Genomic DNA, 17203 nt, shown 5'->3' on the forward strand with positions numbered 1-17203 from the left:
GAGATTGGACCGGGCCTAGGCGGCCAGTTTGGCGGTCGCCGCTTCCACTTCGCTGAAGGTCGGGCGAACGTCGCTCATCAGAGCTTTGCGGGCAAATTCGACCGCCATCACCGGCGGCTGGCCGCTGATATGAGCGAGGAGACCCGCCTTGAGTGACAGGAAGTATTTTGCCTCCGCCTCGAAGGTGCTCTTGAGCGACGCCGCCATGGGCGCGAAGAAGCCGTAGGCGACGAAGACGCCAAAAAAGGTGCCGACGAGCGCGCCGCCGATCAGGTGTCCCAGCACCTCCGGCGGCTCCTTGATCGCCCCCATCGTCTTGATCACGCCGAGCACGGCGGCGACGATGCCGAGCGCCGGTGTTCCGTCGGCGATCGACTGCATGGCCGAAACGAGACGCTCCTGCTCCTGATGGTGCGTCTCCAGCTCCTCGTCCATGAGAGCGTCGATCTCGTGAGCGTTGTTGGCGCCCAGCGTCAACATGCGCATGTAGTCGCAGACGAACTCGACCGCATGATGGTTCGCAGCAAACGTCGGGAAGGCATTGAACAGCGTCGACTCGCTCGGATTTTCAATGTGCTGCTCGACCGCGAGCATGCCCTTCTGCTTCACGAGCTTGTACAATGAATACTGCATCCCCAGCAGCTCGACATAGCATTCCTGCTTGTACTTCGAGCCCTTCAGGATGGTGCCGAGCATGGACGGCACGGCCTTGAGCACCGGCGGGGGATTGCCGATGACGAAGGCGCCGATCGCTGCACCGAGGATGATGACGAACTCGAACGGCTGCCAGAGGACCTCGAGGTGGCCACCCATGGCCGCGTAACTGCCGAAGACGCAGACGAAGACGATGATTGCGCCGACGATCAGCCGCATGGCTTGCTACCCTCGCACCACAGCAGCTACAGCCCGCGCGAAGCCACTACCCATCCAACGAAATGACGGATCAAGGTTAAGGGCGAGTTAGAGACATGGCAGGGCTGGGGCGACAAATTGGCCCAGGGGAAGAAATCGGAGTGCCCACGGATCGTCTAGTGAGCAGCGACTCTTGCGAACGCCGGCTTCTGGGCCAATCGCGACATTCGTGATTTCAGGCGACACGATTAGCCATAGCCGAATGGAGAGCGGGAGCCTGGCGTGGGCGAACCTCAGGCCAGGCTCCTGATTCGTAACTTTCAGATCAATCCAGCGAGATCGCCGCAGCTTTCACGACGTCCGCCCATTTCGCCACTTCCTGCGTCTGCGCCGTCTTCACCGCCGCCGCATCGCCGCTGAACGAACGCACGCCGATCGTCGCGAGCTTCTCGCGCCCGTCCGCGCTCTCGACATAGGCGCGGGTGATCGCGGCGATGCGCGTCACGATCGGTTCCGGCAGCCCCTTCGGCCCGACCATGGCGAACCAGCCGGTCGCGTTGACGCCCGGCAGGCCGGCCTCAGACAGGGTCGGCACCTCAGGCAATTGCGGAGCGCGCTGGTCGCTGGTCACAGCGAGCGCCCGGATCGCACCGCTTTTGACATGCGGGATATAGGCCGGGATGAAGTCGATGGCGACATTGACCGTCCCCGCCAGCAGATCGGTCGAGAGCGGGGCCGAGCCGCGATAGGGCACATGCGTCATTCGGAAATCGGCCTTGCGCTGGATCAGTTCGCCGGTGACATGCCCCATCAGGCCGAAGCCCGGGCTGCCGAAGGTGAGCTTGCCCGGATTGGCCTTGCCGTAGGCGACGAGCTCGGCGAAGGACTTGACCGGCAGCGAGGGATGGACCGCGACGATGCCCTGGACGTCGCCCAAAAGCGCGATCGGGGCGAAATCGGCGAGCGGATCGAAGGTCAGCTTCTTGTAAAGCAGCTTGTTGGTCGCGAGCGGTCCTGAGGACGAGAACAGCAGCGTGTAACCATCAGCCGTCGCCCGGACGACGCCGGTCGCCGCGATGTTGCCGCCGGCGCCGGTCTTGTTCTCGACGACGAAGCCCTGGCCGAGCTCGCTGCGCAGTTTCTCCGCCAGCAGCCGGGCGACGACGTCGGTCGAGGCGCCCGCCGGGAACGGCACGACGATGGTGACCGGCCGGCTCGGCCAGGTCTCGGCGAAGGCCGGCCCGCCGGCGGCCAGCACACCGGCGCCTGCCATGGACACCATGAAGCCACGGCGTGAGATCGGGCACATCATCTGAGGTTTCCTCCGGACAAGATCGCTTTGCAGCTCTTGTCCGGACACTAGGCACGGCTCGTCCGCCTCCCCTTGGGAAAGCGCCGCTATTTCTCGCCTTGAAACGCGACGCCCATGGATTGCGAGAGCGCCTCCAACTGCGCCTCGATATTGGCGGCCGCCTTCTTCAGCGGGTGGATGATCCGCGCCTTATCCTCGGGATTGGGCACCGCGGCGCGGAAGAAGGTGACGCCGAAGGTCGCGAGCACGCGCTCGCCGAGCTTGATCGGGACTGCGATCGTCGCGGAATTTGTCGGCTCGGCGGCAGGATCGCGCTCGGTATAGCCGCGCCGGCGCGCTTGCTCGATCATGCCTTCGACATCCTCGTCGGAAAGGCCGCTGTTCTCCGGCTCGGTCGAGGTCCGCATCGCGGCGCGCAGCACCTCGCGCTCCTCGTCAGGACAGAAGGCGAGATAGGCGCGGCCCAGCGCCCGGCCGCCAAGATTCAGCCGGTAGCCGAGGGTCGCATGGAAGGGCGAGATCGGGCTGTCGGGGATCGTCGAGAAGCGCACGACCACGGCATCATAGTCGAGCAGGCAGACGGCGCAGGGCCATTTGATCTGGCGCGTCAGGGCCGTCGCCCAGGGCCGCGCCGCCTCGATCACCAGCGGCGCGCCATGGAAGCCCGAGCTCAGATGCGCCACCTGCGAGGTCACGAGATAGCCGCGCATGCGCTCGTCGCGGGTGACATAGCCGGCCTCGATCAGCGTCTCGAGCAGGCGCACGATCGTCGGCTTCGGCATGCCGGTGCGGCGATGCAATTCGCCCACGGTCGCAACGCTGCAGCGGTTGACCTCGGTCAGCAGCCGCAGCGCCTTGAGAACGGACTGGACGGGCGCGAAGGAGAACACGCGGCGGATCCGGCTAAGCGAGCACGAACCGCTCTTCTAGATGAGAATTCCCGCGACGGGGTAGTTATTCGCGCAGCCCGCAGGACTATTCCGGCATGGTCAGGACGACCTTGCCGACCTGGTCGCCTGCATCCATCAGCGCATGGGCATCGCGGACGTCGCGCCAGTCGAAGCTCGCGCAGACATGGCTGTGGATCGTCCCGCTCTCCAGCAGCGGCCAGACCTTCTCGACCAGCTTCTCGGCGATCCGGCCCTTATAGGCGGCATCGCGCGGCCGCAACGTCGAGCCCGTCAGGGTCAGCCGGCGACGGACGATGTTGCGGACATTGACCTCGGCCATCTGGCCGAGATGGCTGGCGATCAGCACGACGCGGCCATCGGGCGCCAGCAATTGCAGCTGCTTTTCGGTATAGGGGCCGGCCTGCGCATCGAGGACGACATCGACCTTCTCCTTGCCGATCGCCGCCTCGATCTCCGAGACCCAGTCGGCGCGGTAATCGACGGCAAAATCGGCGCCGATCTCCAGGCAAACGGCGCGTTTCTCAGCGGACCCGGCGGTCGCGATCACGCGGGCGCCGCGCAATTGCCTGGCGATCTGGATCGCGGCCATGCCGACGCCGCTGGTGCCGCCCTGGACCAGCAGGGTCTCGCCATCGGCCAGCCGGCCGAGCCAGATCACATTGTTCCAGGCGGTGAAGAACACCTCCGGCAGCGCCGCCGCCTCTGCGAAGGAGAAGCCCTTCGGCAGCTTCATGCATTGCAGGGCCGGCACTGCGCAGAGCTCTGCATAGCCGCCGCCATTGGCCAGCGCGCAGACGGCATCGCCGACCTTCGGCCAGGCGACCTCGGCGCCGACGGCCTCGACCACGCCGGAAACGTCGAGCCCGGGCAGGTCGGTGGCGCCGGGCGGCGGCGGGTAGAGGCCACGCCGCTGCTGGATGTCGGGCCGGTTGACGCCCGCCGCGCGCACGCGGATCAGCACGTCGCCGGCACCGAGCGCCGGCATCGGGCGGTCGCAGAAAGCGAGGACCTCGGGGCCGCCCGGCTTGGTGATCTCGATCGCTTGCATCAGTCGGTCTCGTTGTTCTGTGAGGGGCGGAGCGAGCGCATGATCTCCGGCAGGCGTTCGCGGGCCGACGACATCAGGCGCTCATAGATCGAGTTGCCGTTGGCATCGATCGCGACGATCACCGGGCCGAAGCCGCTCAGCCGCAGCCGGTTCAGGCGGAACTGCATGATCAGGTCGCGCCAGGCGCAATCGGTCACCGCCTCGACGCCCTCGCTGAGCAGGGCCGAAGCGCCGCCGACGAAGGAGAAATAGACGCAGCCGACCTCGCGCATGGCGTCGACGCTCTCCTGAGACAGCCCGCCCTTGCCGCCAGTCGCGGTCAGGCGCAGGCCCCGGATCAGCGTCGGCATCAGATGGTTGAAGCGGCTCGAGGTCGTCGGGTTGACATAATGGACCGCGCCGGGCCGCCGGTCGCTATCCTCATAGCTGACGCCCATATGGAAGAAGGTGCCGTCGCGGAGGAAGAGCGGCAGTTCGCGCTCGGCCTCGACCTCCGCGACCATGCGCTTCTGGGTGGGCATGCCGACGGTCGCGACGGCATCGCCGTCGAGCAGCACGACATCGCCGACTTTCAGCACGCGCGCCGCTTCGGGCGTCAGCGGCAGGGTCAGGCGAATGGGAGACGGGGTCGTCATTCGATCCGCTCCACCACGCCGGAATTGTAGATTCGCGCCCGCGTCCGCCGGTTGATCCAACAGTTGAAGGAGACGGCGACCGGGGTGAAGCCGTGGCCAGAGGCGTATTCGACATGGACGCCGAAGGTCGTGGTCGAACCGCCGACGCCCATCGGGCCGAACCCCATCTGGTTGACGGCGCGGGTCAGGCGCTCCTCCATCTCCGCGACCCTCGGCTCGGGATTGCGTGCGCCGAAGGGGCGCAGGGTCGCGTCCTTGGAGAGCTTGGCCGCATGGTCGAAGGTGCCGCCGATGCCGACGCCGATCACCACCGGCGGGCAATGTTGGCCGCCGGCCCTGAGCACGATCTCGAGGATGCAGCGCTCGATCTCGTCGAGGCTCGGGCTGACGAGGATCTCGACAGCGGCCCAGCGCCCGCCGCCAAGCGCCTTGGGCGCGCAGGTGATGTCGAGATAGTCGCCCTCGCCGACAAGATCCCAGGAGACCAGCGGCATGTCCTTGCCGTGAAAGCTGCGCTCATTGGTCAGGGGGTTGGTGACAAAGCGCAGCAGCGGCGGCTGGATCGTGCGGGTGAGCTCGGCGAAGCCGTCGACGATCGCCTGTCGGATGTCGCCTTCCATGCGCGCGCCGGAACCGATCTTGATCGAGTAGCTCGGCACACCGGCATCGGAGCAGAGGAACTTGCCGGTGGTCTCGGCCCGCTCGGCGCTGTCGAGCATGAAGGCGAGCGTCTGGCGCGCCTGCGGCTCGGTTTCGCTCGCCAGCGCCTTGCGGAACTCGGCCTTGGAGGATTCAGGAATACGGCGCAGCGACCAATCATAGAGATTGGCGGTGACCTCCTTGACCAGCTCGTAGGTGATTGCCATGCGCCCCGCCCGTTCGACGGCGTGAAACTAGTCGAATGACAGAAGCCGGCTGCGTCCCCGCGCCGCGTTTCGCGAGGTGAAATCGAGGCCGTCCCCCTCCCCGCCTCGCGGCTTCGCTCTATTGACGGGATCGGCGAGACATACGCCCAGGGACAGGACGAGCGATGATGAGCCATGTCGACATCACCGGCTTCGATCTGACGATCGACGAGATCGTCCGCGTCGCCAGGCAGAAGGTGCCCGTCGCTGTCACGGCGGAGGCGATCGAGCGGATGAAGACCGCCCGCGCCATCATCGACGAGGCCGTGGCGCGCGGCGACAAGGTCTACGGCGTCACCACCAGCGTCGGCGCCAAGACCGGCGTGCCGCTCGCGCCTGAGCGCGTCGGCGAGTTCAACCGCCGCCTGTTGCTCACCCACAATGTCGCGCACGGCCCCCTCGCCTCGCCCGAAGCGGTCCGGGCGATGATGCTCGTCCTGCTCAACACGATGGCGAGCGGGCGCCTCGGCGTGCGCCCGCTATTGGCCGAGCGGCTGACCGAGGCCCTCAATAGCGACAGGCGGATCGAGGTGCATGTCTGGGGCTCGATGGGCCAGAGCGACATGGCGCCGATCACAGATCTCGCGCTGGCACTCTATGGCGATCTCGACCTTCAGGCCGGCGAGGCGCTGGCGATGCTGAATTCCAGCGCTCTCGCCCTCGGCATCGCCGCGCTCGCCATGGCTGATTTGCAGCGCAGCCTCGACTTCTGGAGTCTGATCGGCGCGCTGAGCATGGAGGGCTTCGCCGCCAACCCTTCGATCGTCTCGGAGGCCGCCTTGCGCTCGCGCCCCTTCGCCGGGCTGGAGCGACATGGCCGCCGGATCCGCGGCTATCTCGACGGCAGCTACCTCTTCGTCAAAGGCGGACCGCGCCATCTGCAGGACCCGCTCAGCTTCCGCTCGCTGCCGCTGCTGCACGGCACGGCGGCAGACAGCCTGGATTTCGCCTGGCGCCAGATCGAGACCGAGTTCCGGTCGAGCCAGAACAATCCGATCGTCTCGCTGGAAGAGCGCTCGCTGGTCTCGGTCGCTAATTTCGACACGATCTCGCTGTCGATGGCGCTCGACATCGCCCGCCTCGCCTTCGCGCCGGTGGTGACGGCCTCAGCCGAGCGCGTCGCCAAGCAGGTCGATTCCGTCTGGTCGGGCCTGACCGTCGGGCTGATCGAGGAGGACGGCGTCGGCCTACCCGGCTTCAACGGCCTCGCCCAGTTCCACAAGGCGATCACTTCTGAGGCGCGGCTGGCAACGGCGCCCGTGGTTCAGGAACTCGCCAGTTCCAGCCATTCCAACGGCAATCTCGACCGGGCAGGCATGGCGACCTTCGCGGCGCGCAAGACGATTGAGGTCGCAGGCCTGTGCAAGTCGATCGCCGGGGTCGAGCTGATGGTTGCGGCCCAGGCCGTGGAGAGCCGCAAGGCGACGCCGCTCGGCGCGGTCACCGGCAAGCTCTTCGCTCTGCTGCGCGAGGCCGTCCCCTTCGCCGCGGCCGGCGATCGCGTCCCGCATCTCGATCCGCTGCTGCGGCATGTCGAAGCCCGGCGCGGTGAAATCGAGGCCTTGGTCGGCGCGGACGACTGAGCCTTTACGCTCGCGCAGTACAACTCACGCGGTCGACCGCATTGACCGCGCGGACCTCGCCTGACGGCTCGCCGCTTGCGCCTACGCGGCGATGCAGGCGGACCCGGCGCGGCTCGCCCGGCGCGAGATGGAACCAGCTCCGCTCCGGCCGCCAGCCGTGATCGACGATCTCGACCGATTGCGCGAAGCGCTGGGTCGAGATCACAATGCTCCAGTCGTCGCCTTCGCGCTCCAGCTTTGCGGCAAGCCCGCACTGATGGCGCTCATGACCGCGCCCGAGCGGAAAGTGGAAGGCTTCGGCCAGCACCACGCCGCTCGCGGTGTCGCGCAGCACGGCCGAGGTCACGTCATGACCGGGCGGGCCGAAGCGGTAGGCATAGGCGATATCGAAGAAGAGGCCAATCAGCTCAAAAGCAGACAGTGTCGTCGCCGAACGCGGCGCGAGCGCGACCTCGCGCTTCGCCTGAACGACAGCGATCTCGCCGGCGCGCCAGCAGGTCAATTCGACCGTCGCAGCCAGCGGCTCCGGACGCTCGTTCAGGATATGCAAAGCGAGCCCGTTGACGCCCTCATCGGTCAGCACGAGCTGGACCGGCCTGAAGGCGCGGGCGAGCCCGTGCCAGGCGGATTTAGGCTCTCCGTCAATGGCGATCACGCCCCAGCCGGCGCCGGGCTGGAGGTCCTGCAGCAACCAAACCAGCGCCCCACGCGTCGGCGCGCCCGGTCGGCGCCATTCGGCGAAGGTCTCCTCCATCACCTCGGCGACGACCGCGCGCGACAGAGCGAAATAGCGCTCCGGGTCCTCGCGTCGCAGGCGCGCCGGTTCGAGCCCGTAGAGCCGTTCGAGGTAGTGGTCGCGCACGTCCTCGAAATCCCAGGAGGCGCCGGCATCGCGCGGCACGGCGCGCTTCCAGTCGGGATGATGCGTGATCGCCGGCGGCCTGCCACCGCGTAGCGAGACCTCCTCCGGCACATTGGCGAAGGCGAGGCTCTCGGCGGCGAAGCGCACATTGGCGCGGCGGGCATCGTCGAGACCGCGCATATAGGCGCCGACGCCGTAATAATGCGTCACGCCCTTGTCGGCGACGAAGGGCAGCGGCCCGCCCGAGGGCGAGTTCGGGACATAGGCGATGTCGGGCCGGTAGGCGGCCACCGCCTCCGGCAGGACCTCGTCGAAGACCGGGCCGGACCAGGCCTCGGGCGGCGCGCCCAGCATCGCCGATTGCTGGAAGACCTCGCTGCCGCCGCAGAGCACGACAAGGCTGGGCGAGCCCTGCGTGCGGTTCAAGAGCGCCTCGACCTCCGCTTTGATCGCCGCGCGGAAGCCGGCATCGCCCTGCGGATAGTCGAAATTGGCCAGCATCATCTCCTGCCAGACCATGATGCCGAGCTCGTCGCAGAGCGCGAAGAAATCGTCGTCCTCATAGGTCATCACGCCGGGCAGGCGGATCATGTTCATGCCGGCCTCGCGCGCCAGCCGGAGCCAGGGCTCGTAGGCCGCGCGGCCGCCGGCCAGCGTGGTGACGTCGGCATTGCTCCAGCAGGCGCCGCGGCAGAACACCGGCACGCCGTTGACAACCAGGCCGAAGCCCTCGCCATCGTCGCCGCGATCAACCTCAAGCGAGCGGAAGCCGATGCGGCCGAGTTCGATCGTCTCGCCATCGAGCAGGAGAGTGAGATCGTGCAGCGCCGCCTCGCCATGGGTATGCGGGAACCAGGGTGCGACGCCGGGCAGGGACAATGTGCCGGCTAATCGATTATCGCCACCCGCGAACAGAGCCGCCTCGCCGCCGACACAGCGTATGACCGCACTCAACGGCAGCCGCGAGTTCGCGGCCAGCGTGACCGAGAGCGCGACAGTGCCGCTCTTCCCGTCATAGCTCGTACGCAGATCGACGGATTCGATCTTCGACGCATCCGCCTCGCTCTCGATCCGCAGCACAGGACGATAGGGCCCAGTCGGCAAACCGGGTGGGCACCAGCCCGGCATTGAGCCGAGCGCACTGGTCCGGAACCAGCGCAGGCCATTAGGCTGGATCATCGCGGGCCGCCAGCGCGAACGGCGCGGCGCGGCAGCGAGCTTGGGCGCCAGCGCACGGAAGCACAGTGCGATCTCCGTCCCAGCCGGACAATCGACGGTAAGCTCGACGGGGGCGAACATCGAGGCGTTGTCGGCCTGCTTGACGCCGCCGACCCAGATTTCCGTGACGGTCGCCAGCCCCTCGAAGCGCAGGCCCCCGTTCAGGGGCTCGGCCAATCGCGTGCGATACCAGTGATCCTGCTGGCCGATTGCATTGGCGCTGGCATCGTCGAGCCGGCCAAGCGCGCGCAGCGTCCCGGCGACCGTGCCAGGCACTGCGGCCGCCTGCCAATCGCCGCCTTCCGGCAGGTCGGCCGGCGTCGCGACGGCATCGGCAGCCGTCGCCAGCCAGGACCATCCCGCGAGCGGCTCGGCCCGTTCTCCGCTACGCGCGACGATGCGGGCCATGGCTCAGCCGGGGAAGCGCTGCCCGAGCGCCTCGCTGACCTGGTCGTGCTCGCCGACGAGGCCGGCCAGCGTCGCGTCGAAGCGCTCGAAACGCTTCTGCTTCATCGCCCTGGCGAGATGGAACTGAGCCACCTTGGCACCCTCGGCGATGCGCAGGGAGCTATCGCGGGCGGCCTCCAGCCCATCGACGGACTGGCCAAGCCAGGAGAGATGGCTGGCGAGCAGTTCGAAATTGGCGCCGAGCTGGCGCAGCGTGTTGAAGGCGTAGTGATGGAAGGCCGCGCCCGGCCGCTCGGCCAGCGCCTCCGCCTGCTGAGTGGCGACAACGCGGAAGGCCGCGACCGGATTGTCGGTCGGCCGGCGCGCGACATGGCGGGCGAGCAGCTTCAGCGCCGTGGCGCGCAAGGCCGCCTCGTCCGGCCGGCGCTGCGGCAGGCGGACCATCTCGGCATAGGGGAAGAGCGTGTCCTCGCGCATCTGCCCCGGCAGCAACCGGAACAAACCATCGAAATCCTGGCCTTCGGCCCGGTGCAGGCCGTCATTGTGAAAGTAGTCGAGCTCGCGAGCGCCGCGGTCGAGCCGGTTCACCGCGATCGTCGTCTTGCCGTGGCTGTCGCGATAGGAGACGCCGCGGGTATCGGGCATGTAGAAGGAATCGAGTTCGAGCAGGACGAGGCGACCGAGCCCGATCTGCTGCTCGATATGGCCGATCAGATCGTCATAGAGCGCAAGCTCCGTCACCTTGAGGCCGTAGAGCGCTTCGAGGTCGTCGAGCGGCGGCTTGAAGAAGGTGAACTGGTCGCCCTCGAAATCCTGCGTGACGGTGAAGCCGAAGGCCGCCGCCGGCTCCAGTCCGAGCGCATGCAGGATCTCGATCCAGAGATCGGCATAGCAATTGGTCTGCGGCCAATGCCGCTCGCCGGCATGCATGGCATGCCGGTCATAGGCGAGCGGATCGACCGGCAGGAGCCGGCCCGCCATGGCGGCAGGCGCGGCGATCTTTTGCTGGGCCGTCATCGCGCTCACGGCCAGAGCACGTTGCGCACCGAAGCCGGCCAGCGCTCGACGTCGTAGCCGTGATGCTTGAACAGCGCGAGCGCGACCCGCTCCATGCCGAAGCCGACGCAGGCGGTGTGCGCGGTCTCGCCGGCAGCGGTCTCGATGCCCCAGGTCGTGCCGAAATGGTCCTGATGGTAGTTGAAGGAGAGGCAGGCGGTCGGCTTCTCCTCGCTCTCGATCGGGATCAGCAGCTCGAACTTGAGGCGCTGGTCGCGCTGGTTGTTGGCGAGCATGCGCCCGGCGCGGCCGAAGAACGGGTCGTTGGCGACGTCGAGATTGAGCGGCACGCCGAGCGAGGCCATCATCTCCTGGCCGCGCTCCAGCCAGGTCGCGCGGAATTCGGTGACCTGCTCGGGCGTGCCGAAGCGGACATATTCGCGCATCCGGAAGAGCTGCATCCGGGCCGGGTCCTTCGAGGGCTCATGCCGGAAGCAGTAGGACTGGAGATCGAACAGCGCGCCTTCCGCCTTGAGCGGGCCGCGCTTGGCGACGACCGGATAGAGCGGGTAGCAGGCCGCCGGGGTCAGCACGACCTCGGTCGAGATCTGTCCGTCGGTCCAGTCCACCCCATCGGCCACATTGTGCAGCAACTGGGCATGGGCACGCTCGTCGCCGGCAAAGGAATGCACGGTGCCGGCAAGCTGCGGGAAGCTCTTGAGATAGCCGCTCTTCTCGAAATGCTTGCGGCTCATCGCCGGCGGAAAGCGCACGATCTCGGCGCCGTCCTGGCCGCCATGGCGGGTGATCAGGTCGTCGAAGCGGGCGATGACCTCCTCGAACAAGCCGCTGCGGCCATAGAGGCCGTCGACGCCGGTGTCGATCAGCAGGCCGCTATCGATCAGTTCCGCGAGGAAACCCTGCGGCTGGGGGCAGTTCTGGCACATGCGATCACCTGGAGAGGCTGGGGTCGTGCTTGTAGACGGCCAGCAGGTTGGAGGTGTTGCCGAGGATTCGGTCGTTGTTGATCATGATCGGCGCCGAGAGCGCATCGCGCATCAGGCGCGCCAGGCTCGCCGGGCTGTCATTGCGATAGCCCTGGATGCCGCAGATCAGGAAGGCCTGCATCACGATCTCGCCGACGCTCTGCGAGGCCACGACCTTGATGCTGTTCATCGCCACGACGAAGCCCATCGAGGAGAGTTCGTCGGCATCGCCGCGGGCGCGCTCATAGCGATCGAGCCCGGCGACGACCAGCGCCTTGAACTGCTGGAGACGAGCGAGTAGCTCGGCCAGGCGCAGCGCGCTCGGAGGAGTCGAACCCGGGCGCTTGCGCGCCTCGCTGCGCACGAAGCCTTCGGCACGGGCGACGGCCTCGGCCGCGATGCCGTACCAGACCGAGGCCCAGAGCAGATGTGCGTTGGGCAGCATCGACTGCGCCGCGATCTCGGCGAAGGGCACCGGGATGATCTGCTCGGCCGGAGCCCGGCCGGCGAAGGTGAAATTGTCGGAGCAGGTGCCGCGCATGCCCATCGTGTCCCAGGCGGCGCTGCGCTCCAGCGTATACTGGTCCTTGGTCAGGACGGACATGACCTGGTCGGAAGGCGGCGCTTCGGGCGTGCGCCGGGAGGTGATCAGGATGGCGTCGGCCTGCGCCCCGTAGGAGATCAGGCAGCCTTCCTTGTCGAGCGTGAAGTCGTCGCCTTCGCGCACCACGCCGCAGATCGACGAGCGCAGGTCGCCGCCGACGCCGCCGCCTTCGGTCGTCGCCGAGGCGAGCAGCAGCTGCTCGCGGGCGATGCGCGCCATGAAGGAGGCGTGCCAGGGATCGTCATTGCAATGCACGACCAGGCTCGACGCCTTGATCTGGTGCATCGCGTAGATCATGCCGGTCGAGGCGCAGGCCTGGGCCAGCACCGAGCAGATCTCGGCGATCGTCGCATGGCTCGCTTCCTCGCCGCCATGGGCCGCCGGGATCATGATGCCGAGCAGCCGCTCGCGCTTCAGGGCCTCGAAGGCCTCGTGCGGGAAGCGCGACCTGGCATCGACATCGCCGGCGTGCTCGGCCGCGACCTTCGCGATCTTGCGCGCCTTGGCGATCATCGCCTTCTGCGCCTCGGCGCTGGCGCCCGAGGTCTCCGAGGTGAGCTGGTAGCCGGCTTCGGCCAGGCGGGCGAGCGTCGTCATCAGACGTGCTCGCTCTGGATGGTGCGGATCGCGCTCTCGATCGCGGCGATCGAGGCGAAGTTGCGCCGGTTCATCATGTTGTCGGGGAACTCGACCTCGAAGGCCTCCTCGAGCGCCATCATCAGCTCGACCGTGCCGAAGGAGGTGAGGCCGGCATTATAGAGATCGGCCTCGTCGGCGAGGGTTGCGACATCGACCGGCAGCTTGCCGGTGGTCTTGAGGATTTCGCGGATCCTGGTCTTCATCTTTCGGTCCTGCCCTGTCTGATCGACCGGTGCCGCCTCGCGGCCCCGCCATGGTGCGACCTCGCCATGCTGCGGCAGGCGCTCGCGCCAGGGCGCTCGCGATCGCCGTCAGAGGGCTTCGGTCGGCTGATTTGACGCCGTATTGTTCGTTGCGTCAGGGCTAACGCATAAAATTTAAAGTTACCTTGCACCCGCAGCAGAAAGACTGACTGATGTGCTTCAGGTCCTGGCGTCTGGAGATGTGGTAAACAGCAGATTGCTACGAATACTCGGTTTTTAGAGTATTTTTCGATCATCCTGCTCCGTCATTCCGGCCACAGCGAAGCGGCACAGCTCCGGGATGACGACCTGATCCGATCAGATAGGTCGGGGTTTCAACCAGCCGGAGCAGCAGAAAAGCTTGGGGCCGGGTTAGGTCGCACGGCCGGTTGAGACTCGGTTCCCGGATCGCCATCGCTCGATCCGGTCATGAACCAGAGCAGGGCCGCCGTCTTGATCGAGTAGACGGAGTCGCTGACGATCATCAAAAGGCAGATATAGGTCGCGACGCAGACCTTGAAGCGCCAGGCCCGCGGCGACTTTTCCGGCGCGAAGATGAACAGGCTCCAGAAGCCGATGACGCCGAGCAGCCCGATCTGGTTCAGCGAATAGGCATAGCCGGAATCCGCCAGGAACGGCTTGTCCGGCGACAGGCCGAAGACCGCGGCGGGCGAGAGCGAGGTGATCAGCCGCGCCGTCCAGAGCATGCGGCCGGCGAAATTGTTCTCCCATTTCACCTCGGCGCTGATGAAGCCGTAGACGGCGAAGCCGCTCAACAGGATGAAAGGCGCAGCCAGCCAGACGAAGCGCGGCGTGATCGGCGCCGCGAAATAGGCGACCGTCGCAACGATGCAGACATTGGCGCCGAAGCGGGAGTCGCTGAGCACGATCGCCGCCATGCCTGCCGCCATGGTCAGCCAGCGCTTCGCCATCGCCGGGCGGTTGAGCGCCCAGATATAGAGGATCGCGCCGAAATTACCGGTCGAGACCGGCTCAAGAAAGACCGATGAGGCCCGATGCGGCCCGAGGAAAGGCAGCAGCGTGCGCGCATCCGGACGCAGGCCGCTGGTGAAGAGCGCACCTGTCTGGTTGCTGATGTCGCCCGGCGCCACCGATCCGCGCGCGACATAGTATTTGATGATGTTGAAATATTTCACGTAGACGTCGAGCGCGACGAACTCGAACAGGCCGAAGGCGACGACGATGACCCCGCAGAGCCAGGCGGCGCGATCGGCGACGCGCGGATCGTCGCAGCTCTTGCCGAGCAGATAGAAGGCGACCGGGATCAGGAAGTCGCGGACTGCCTTGGGGTCGATCAGCGGACGCATCGCCATCAGCATGGCGGCGTAGGACAGGAAGATCGCCAGCAGCAGATAGGGCGCGGCGTTGCGGCCGAGGCCGAGATAGAGCGCGGTCGCGACCAGCACCACCTCGCAGCCCATCACCATGGTGTCGTTGATGCCCATGACGTTGGTGTTGATGAAGCACAACGCCAAGTTGAAGGTGAGCGCGCCGATCAGCAGCGCCAATGGCAGGATCGGCATCGGGCGAGCCGGGTCGATGCCGCCCGCGCGTCCCGCCCGCGGGTTCACGCCGCGGCCCGCGCCGGGCGCCGCAGCCAGCGCGACGCCAGGCCGCGCGCACCGCCCCCCGTATCCTCGGGAACGACCAGCGCGATGATGTGCTCGCCGACCGGGTCGATCGCTGCCGCTTGGTCGACCAGGCTGCGCGGGGTCTCGCCGGTGAGGGACGAGGCGAGCACGATCGCGTCCGGTCGCGCACCTGCCTTACCGTCCGATGGCGAGGCCTGCCGCATGACGATGAAGTTGCGCCTCCGTCCCGGTCGGGCCGTAGCCGCGGCAGCCGGCTCGATCCGGCGGATGTTCATGTCGCGGCCGGAGCCGTCCTGGCAGAGCAGCACGCTTTCGCCATGCGCCGCCAGGCTGTTGGCGAGATGCTCGGCGAGAGCTTTCTGCGTGGCCTCGTCGACCGAGCCGGCGATCATCACCGAGGCCGGCAGATGCGGGCCGAGCGTCTTCTGCAGCAGGCGCGTCACCGGTATGAGCGCATCCTCGCGGCGCGCTGCCGCGGCGGGCAGCGAGACCACGGTCCCGACGCCGATCGCCTGACCGGCCGCCTCCGGCGTCAGCGGCGCCAGCGGCTTCAGCCGCTCGGGCAGGATGCGCGAGGACGGCAGCCACTCCAGCAGATAGGCGATGCCGAGACCGGCACAGGCGCCGAAGAGCAGGGCCGCAGCCAGCACCAGCGGGGCGGGCGGCTTGGTCGGCGTCGCCGGCGCCACCGCTTCCGAGAGCATGCGCGAGTTATTGGTCTCGATCCGCTTCTGCTGCTCCAGTTCCTTGGCGCGCTGCAGTGAGGCGCTGTAGACGACCCGCACCGCCTCGGCCTCGCTTTCGAGCTGGCGCAGCTTGATCTGCGCGGCGCCGCTGACCTCCTGCGACTTTGTCAGCTCGGTCGCCCGCTTCCTGAGATTGGCGAGATTGGCCTCGGCCTGGCGATAGCTCTCCTGCACCGTGGCCCGCAGGCGGGCCAGCTCTCCGGTGAGAAGCCGACGTGTCTCGGCGAGCTCGGCCCGGATCTCGATCAGGCGCGGATGCTGCGGCGCCAATGTCTGGGCAAGGCTCGCCGCCTCGCGCGCGCTCTGCGCATATTGCCCCCTGAGCGAGGTCACCACCGACGAGGTGAGCGCCTCCGGCAGCGTGTCGGACAGCGGATCGCCATTGCGATAGCGGGCGAGCTGGTCGCGCCGCGCCTGCTGGCGCGCCATCTCGGCCTCCGCCAGGCTGATCTGGCCGTAGAGGTCACGCAATTGCTGCGAGATGATCAGCCCGCCCTCGCCGGTGCTGACCAGGCTGTGCTGGCTGCGGAAGGCCTGGACGGCCCGCTCGGCCGTGTCGAGCTGCGTCCTCAAGCCGGCGATCTGCTCGATCAGCGTCGTGTTGGCGCGCTCGACCACGGCGCGGCGTCCGTCATTGCCCTGGCGGAAATAGACCTGGGCCAGAGCATTGGCGACATCCGCGGCCTTCTGGGCCTGCGGATGCGAGACGGTGATGCGGAAGACCAGCGAGTTGTCGACGCGCTGGATCACGATCGCCTTCTTCAGCGTGTCGACCGCCTGCGCCAGGCGCTGCTCCGGCGTCGGCTGCGCCAGCTTGCCGAGCAGCCGCGAGACCAGCCCCGGCGGCCTGACGAAAGCGGGGTCGTTCTCGAGGTTGAGTTCCTCGATCACCTGCCGCAGCACGCCGGTGGAGGTCATCACCAGGGCCTGGCTGTCGACATTGGCGAAGTCGATCGAGGCGGAGGTGTCGGTGCGCACGATGTCCTTGCCGACGACCTGGAGCGCCTGCGGGTCGACCAGCAATTCGGCGGTGGCGCGGTAGACCGGCACCTGAACCGAGAGATAGGCGAGCGCCAGCAGCAGGCCGACGCCGGCGCTGGCGATCACCAGCCGGCGGCGGCGTTGCAGCAGCTGGAGCAGTTCGGACAGGCTGAAAGCAGCGGAGGCGCGGCCTTGCGCCGACGCCTCTTCCCTTCCTCCCGCCTCCAACGCAGCCGACACCACAAGCCTCCTCGATCCGGCCCGGCACGGCGCATCCGCGGCCGGACGCGCCGACGGACTCGGCTGGAATTCCACCGCGCATCCTGCCGGTGCGTGGTTAACATTTCGGCAACGGAATAATTACAATTCTATTCAAATATTCAAGTGATCAACTCTCCAAAAATTAACTAATCGATCAAAGGCCAGCAAAGAAATATTTCACTCGAAACGCGTCGATGATAGTTCAATATTGACGAAAATTAGCCTGATCGGCCTCGCCTTGCGCCGATACGCCGGCGATCCAGGCCATCCCGTTCACGTCTCGTTTACAACAGGAAGAAATCCCCAGGCCACGCCAACCATTGCTTAGCTCGTGCCAGCTATTCCTGCTCTCGCGAAGGCCGGCTCGGCAGGCACGCCGTGACGAGGAACAGGTCCAGACA

General features: G+C 67.1%; 14 protein-coding genes. 1 reads left to right on the top strand and 13 read right to left on the bottom strand.

All coding sequences use genetic code 11. The features are described from left to right. Window positions 1-15: 15 nt before the first annotated feature. From motA to BMZ69_RS25745, 6 genes are all read right to left on the bottom strand, one after another. Complete coding sequence (motA, locus tag BMZ69_RS25720) at window positions 16-873, bottom strand: flagellar motor stator protein MotA (protein WP_092162253.1); 858 nt, start codon at window positions 871-873, stop codon at window positions 16-18. 304 nt (window positions 874-1177) lie between these two features. Beyond that, entirely contained in the window at window positions 1178-2164 is a 987-nt protein-coding gene (locus BMZ69_RS25725) for a Bug family tripartite tricarboxylate transporter substrate binding protein (protein WP_092162255.1), read from the bottom strand. Between the two features lie 86 nt (window positions 2165-2250). Next, the gene (locus BMZ69_RS25730; protein ID WP_175506971.1) at window positions 2251-3054 is read right to left on the bottom strand and encodes a DNA-binding transcriptional regulator; all 804 of its coding nucleotides are present in this window, start codon (window positions 3052-3054) and stop codon (window positions 2251-2253) included. Between the two features lie 85 nt (window positions 3055-3139). Continuing rightward, the gene (locus tag BMZ69_RS25735; RefSeq protein ID WP_092162257.1) at window positions 3140-4123 is read right to left on the bottom strand and encodes an NAD(P)H-quinone oxidoreductase; all 984 of its coding nucleotides are present in this window, start codon (window positions 4121-4123) and stop codon (window positions 3140-3142) included. Beyond that, a complete protein-coding gene (locus BMZ69_RS25740) occupies window positions 4123-4758 on the bottom strand; it encodes a fumarate hydratase C-terminal domain-containing protein (RefSeq protein ID WP_092162258.1) in 636 nt (211 codons plus the stop codon). Before BMZ69_RS25740 ends, BMZ69_RS25735 begins: the two co-directional genes overlap by 1 nt. Beyond that, entirely contained in the window at window positions 4755-5624 is an 870-nt protein-coding gene (locus BMZ69_RS25745) for a fumarate hydratase (protein ID WP_092162259.1), read from the bottom strand. The genes BMZ69_RS25740 and BMZ69_RS25745 overlap by 4 nt, the downstream gene beginning before the upstream one ends. Before the next feature lie 167 nt (window positions 5625-5791). Between BMZ69_RS25745 and BMZ69_RS25750 the strand changes: the two genes are divergently transcribed. After that, window positions 5792-7246 (top strand): aromatic amino acid ammonia-lyase, encoded by a 1455-nt coding sequence (locus BMZ69_RS25750; protein ID WP_175506972.1) that lies wholly within the window; start codon window positions 5792-5794, stop codon window positions 7244-7246. Window positions 7247-7250: 4 nt separating this feature from the next. On the opposite strand, the gene BMZ69_RS25755 is transcribed toward BMZ69_RS25750, so the two are convergent. The 7 genes from BMZ69_RS25755 to BMZ69_RS25785 all read right to left on the bottom strand — a co-directional run bounded on the left by BMZ69_RS25755 (window position 7251) and on the right by BMZ69_RS25785 (window position 16781). Further along, window positions 7251-9734 carry a glycoside hydrolase family 2 protein gene (locus tag BMZ69_RS25755; RefSeq protein WP_092162261.1) on the bottom strand — a complete coding sequence of 828 codons (2484 nt, stop codon included), beginning with the start codon at window positions 9732-9734 and terminating at the stop codon, window positions 7251-7253. A gap of 3 nt (window positions 9735-9737) precedes the next feature. Continuing rightward, on the bottom strand, window positions 9738-10751 hold the full coding sequence (locus tag BMZ69_RS25760; RefSeq protein ID WP_244543542.1) for a DUF1839 family protein: 1014 nt from the start codon (window positions 10749-10751) through the stop codon (window positions 9738-9740). A gap of 5 nt (window positions 10752-10756) precedes the next feature. After that, entirely contained in the window at window positions 10757-11677 is a 921-nt protein-coding gene (locus tag BMZ69_RS25765; RefSeq protein ID WP_092162262.1) for an amino acid--[acyl-carrier-protein] ligase, read from the bottom strand. Between the two features lie 4 nt (window positions 11678-11681). Continuing rightward, window positions 11682-12917: an acyl-CoA dehydrogenase family protein gene (locus tag BMZ69_RS25770; protein WP_280142131.1), complete on the bottom strand. Its 1236-nt coding sequence runs from the start codon at window positions 12915-12917 to the stop codon at window positions 11682-11684. Continuing rightward, complete coding sequence (locus tag BMZ69_RS25775; protein WP_091833139.1) at window positions 12917-13162, bottom strand: acyl carrier protein; 246 nt, start codon at window positions 13160-13162, stop codon at window positions 12917-12919. The genes BMZ69_RS25770 and BMZ69_RS25775 overlap by 1 nt, the downstream gene beginning before the upstream one ends. Window positions 13163-13536: 374 nt before the next feature. Further along, complete coding sequence (locus tag BMZ69_RS25780; RefSeq protein ID WP_092162264.1) at window positions 13537-14745, bottom strand: hypothetical protein; 1209 nt, start codon at window positions 14743-14745, stop codon at window positions 13537-13539. Window positions 14746-14789: 44 nt separating this feature from the next. Continuing rightward, complete coding sequence (locus BMZ69_RS25785; RefSeq protein WP_175506973.1) at window positions 14790-16781, bottom strand: GumC family protein; 1992 nt, start codon at window positions 16779-16781, stop codon at window positions 14790-14792. Between the last annotated feature and the right edge of the window lie 422 nt (window positions 16782-17203).

The sequence above is a fragment of the Allobosea sp. CRIB-10 genome, from assembly GCF_900112185.1.
GTDB lineage: Bacteria > Pseudomonadota > Alphaproteobacteria > Rhizobiales > Beijerinckiaceae > Allobosea.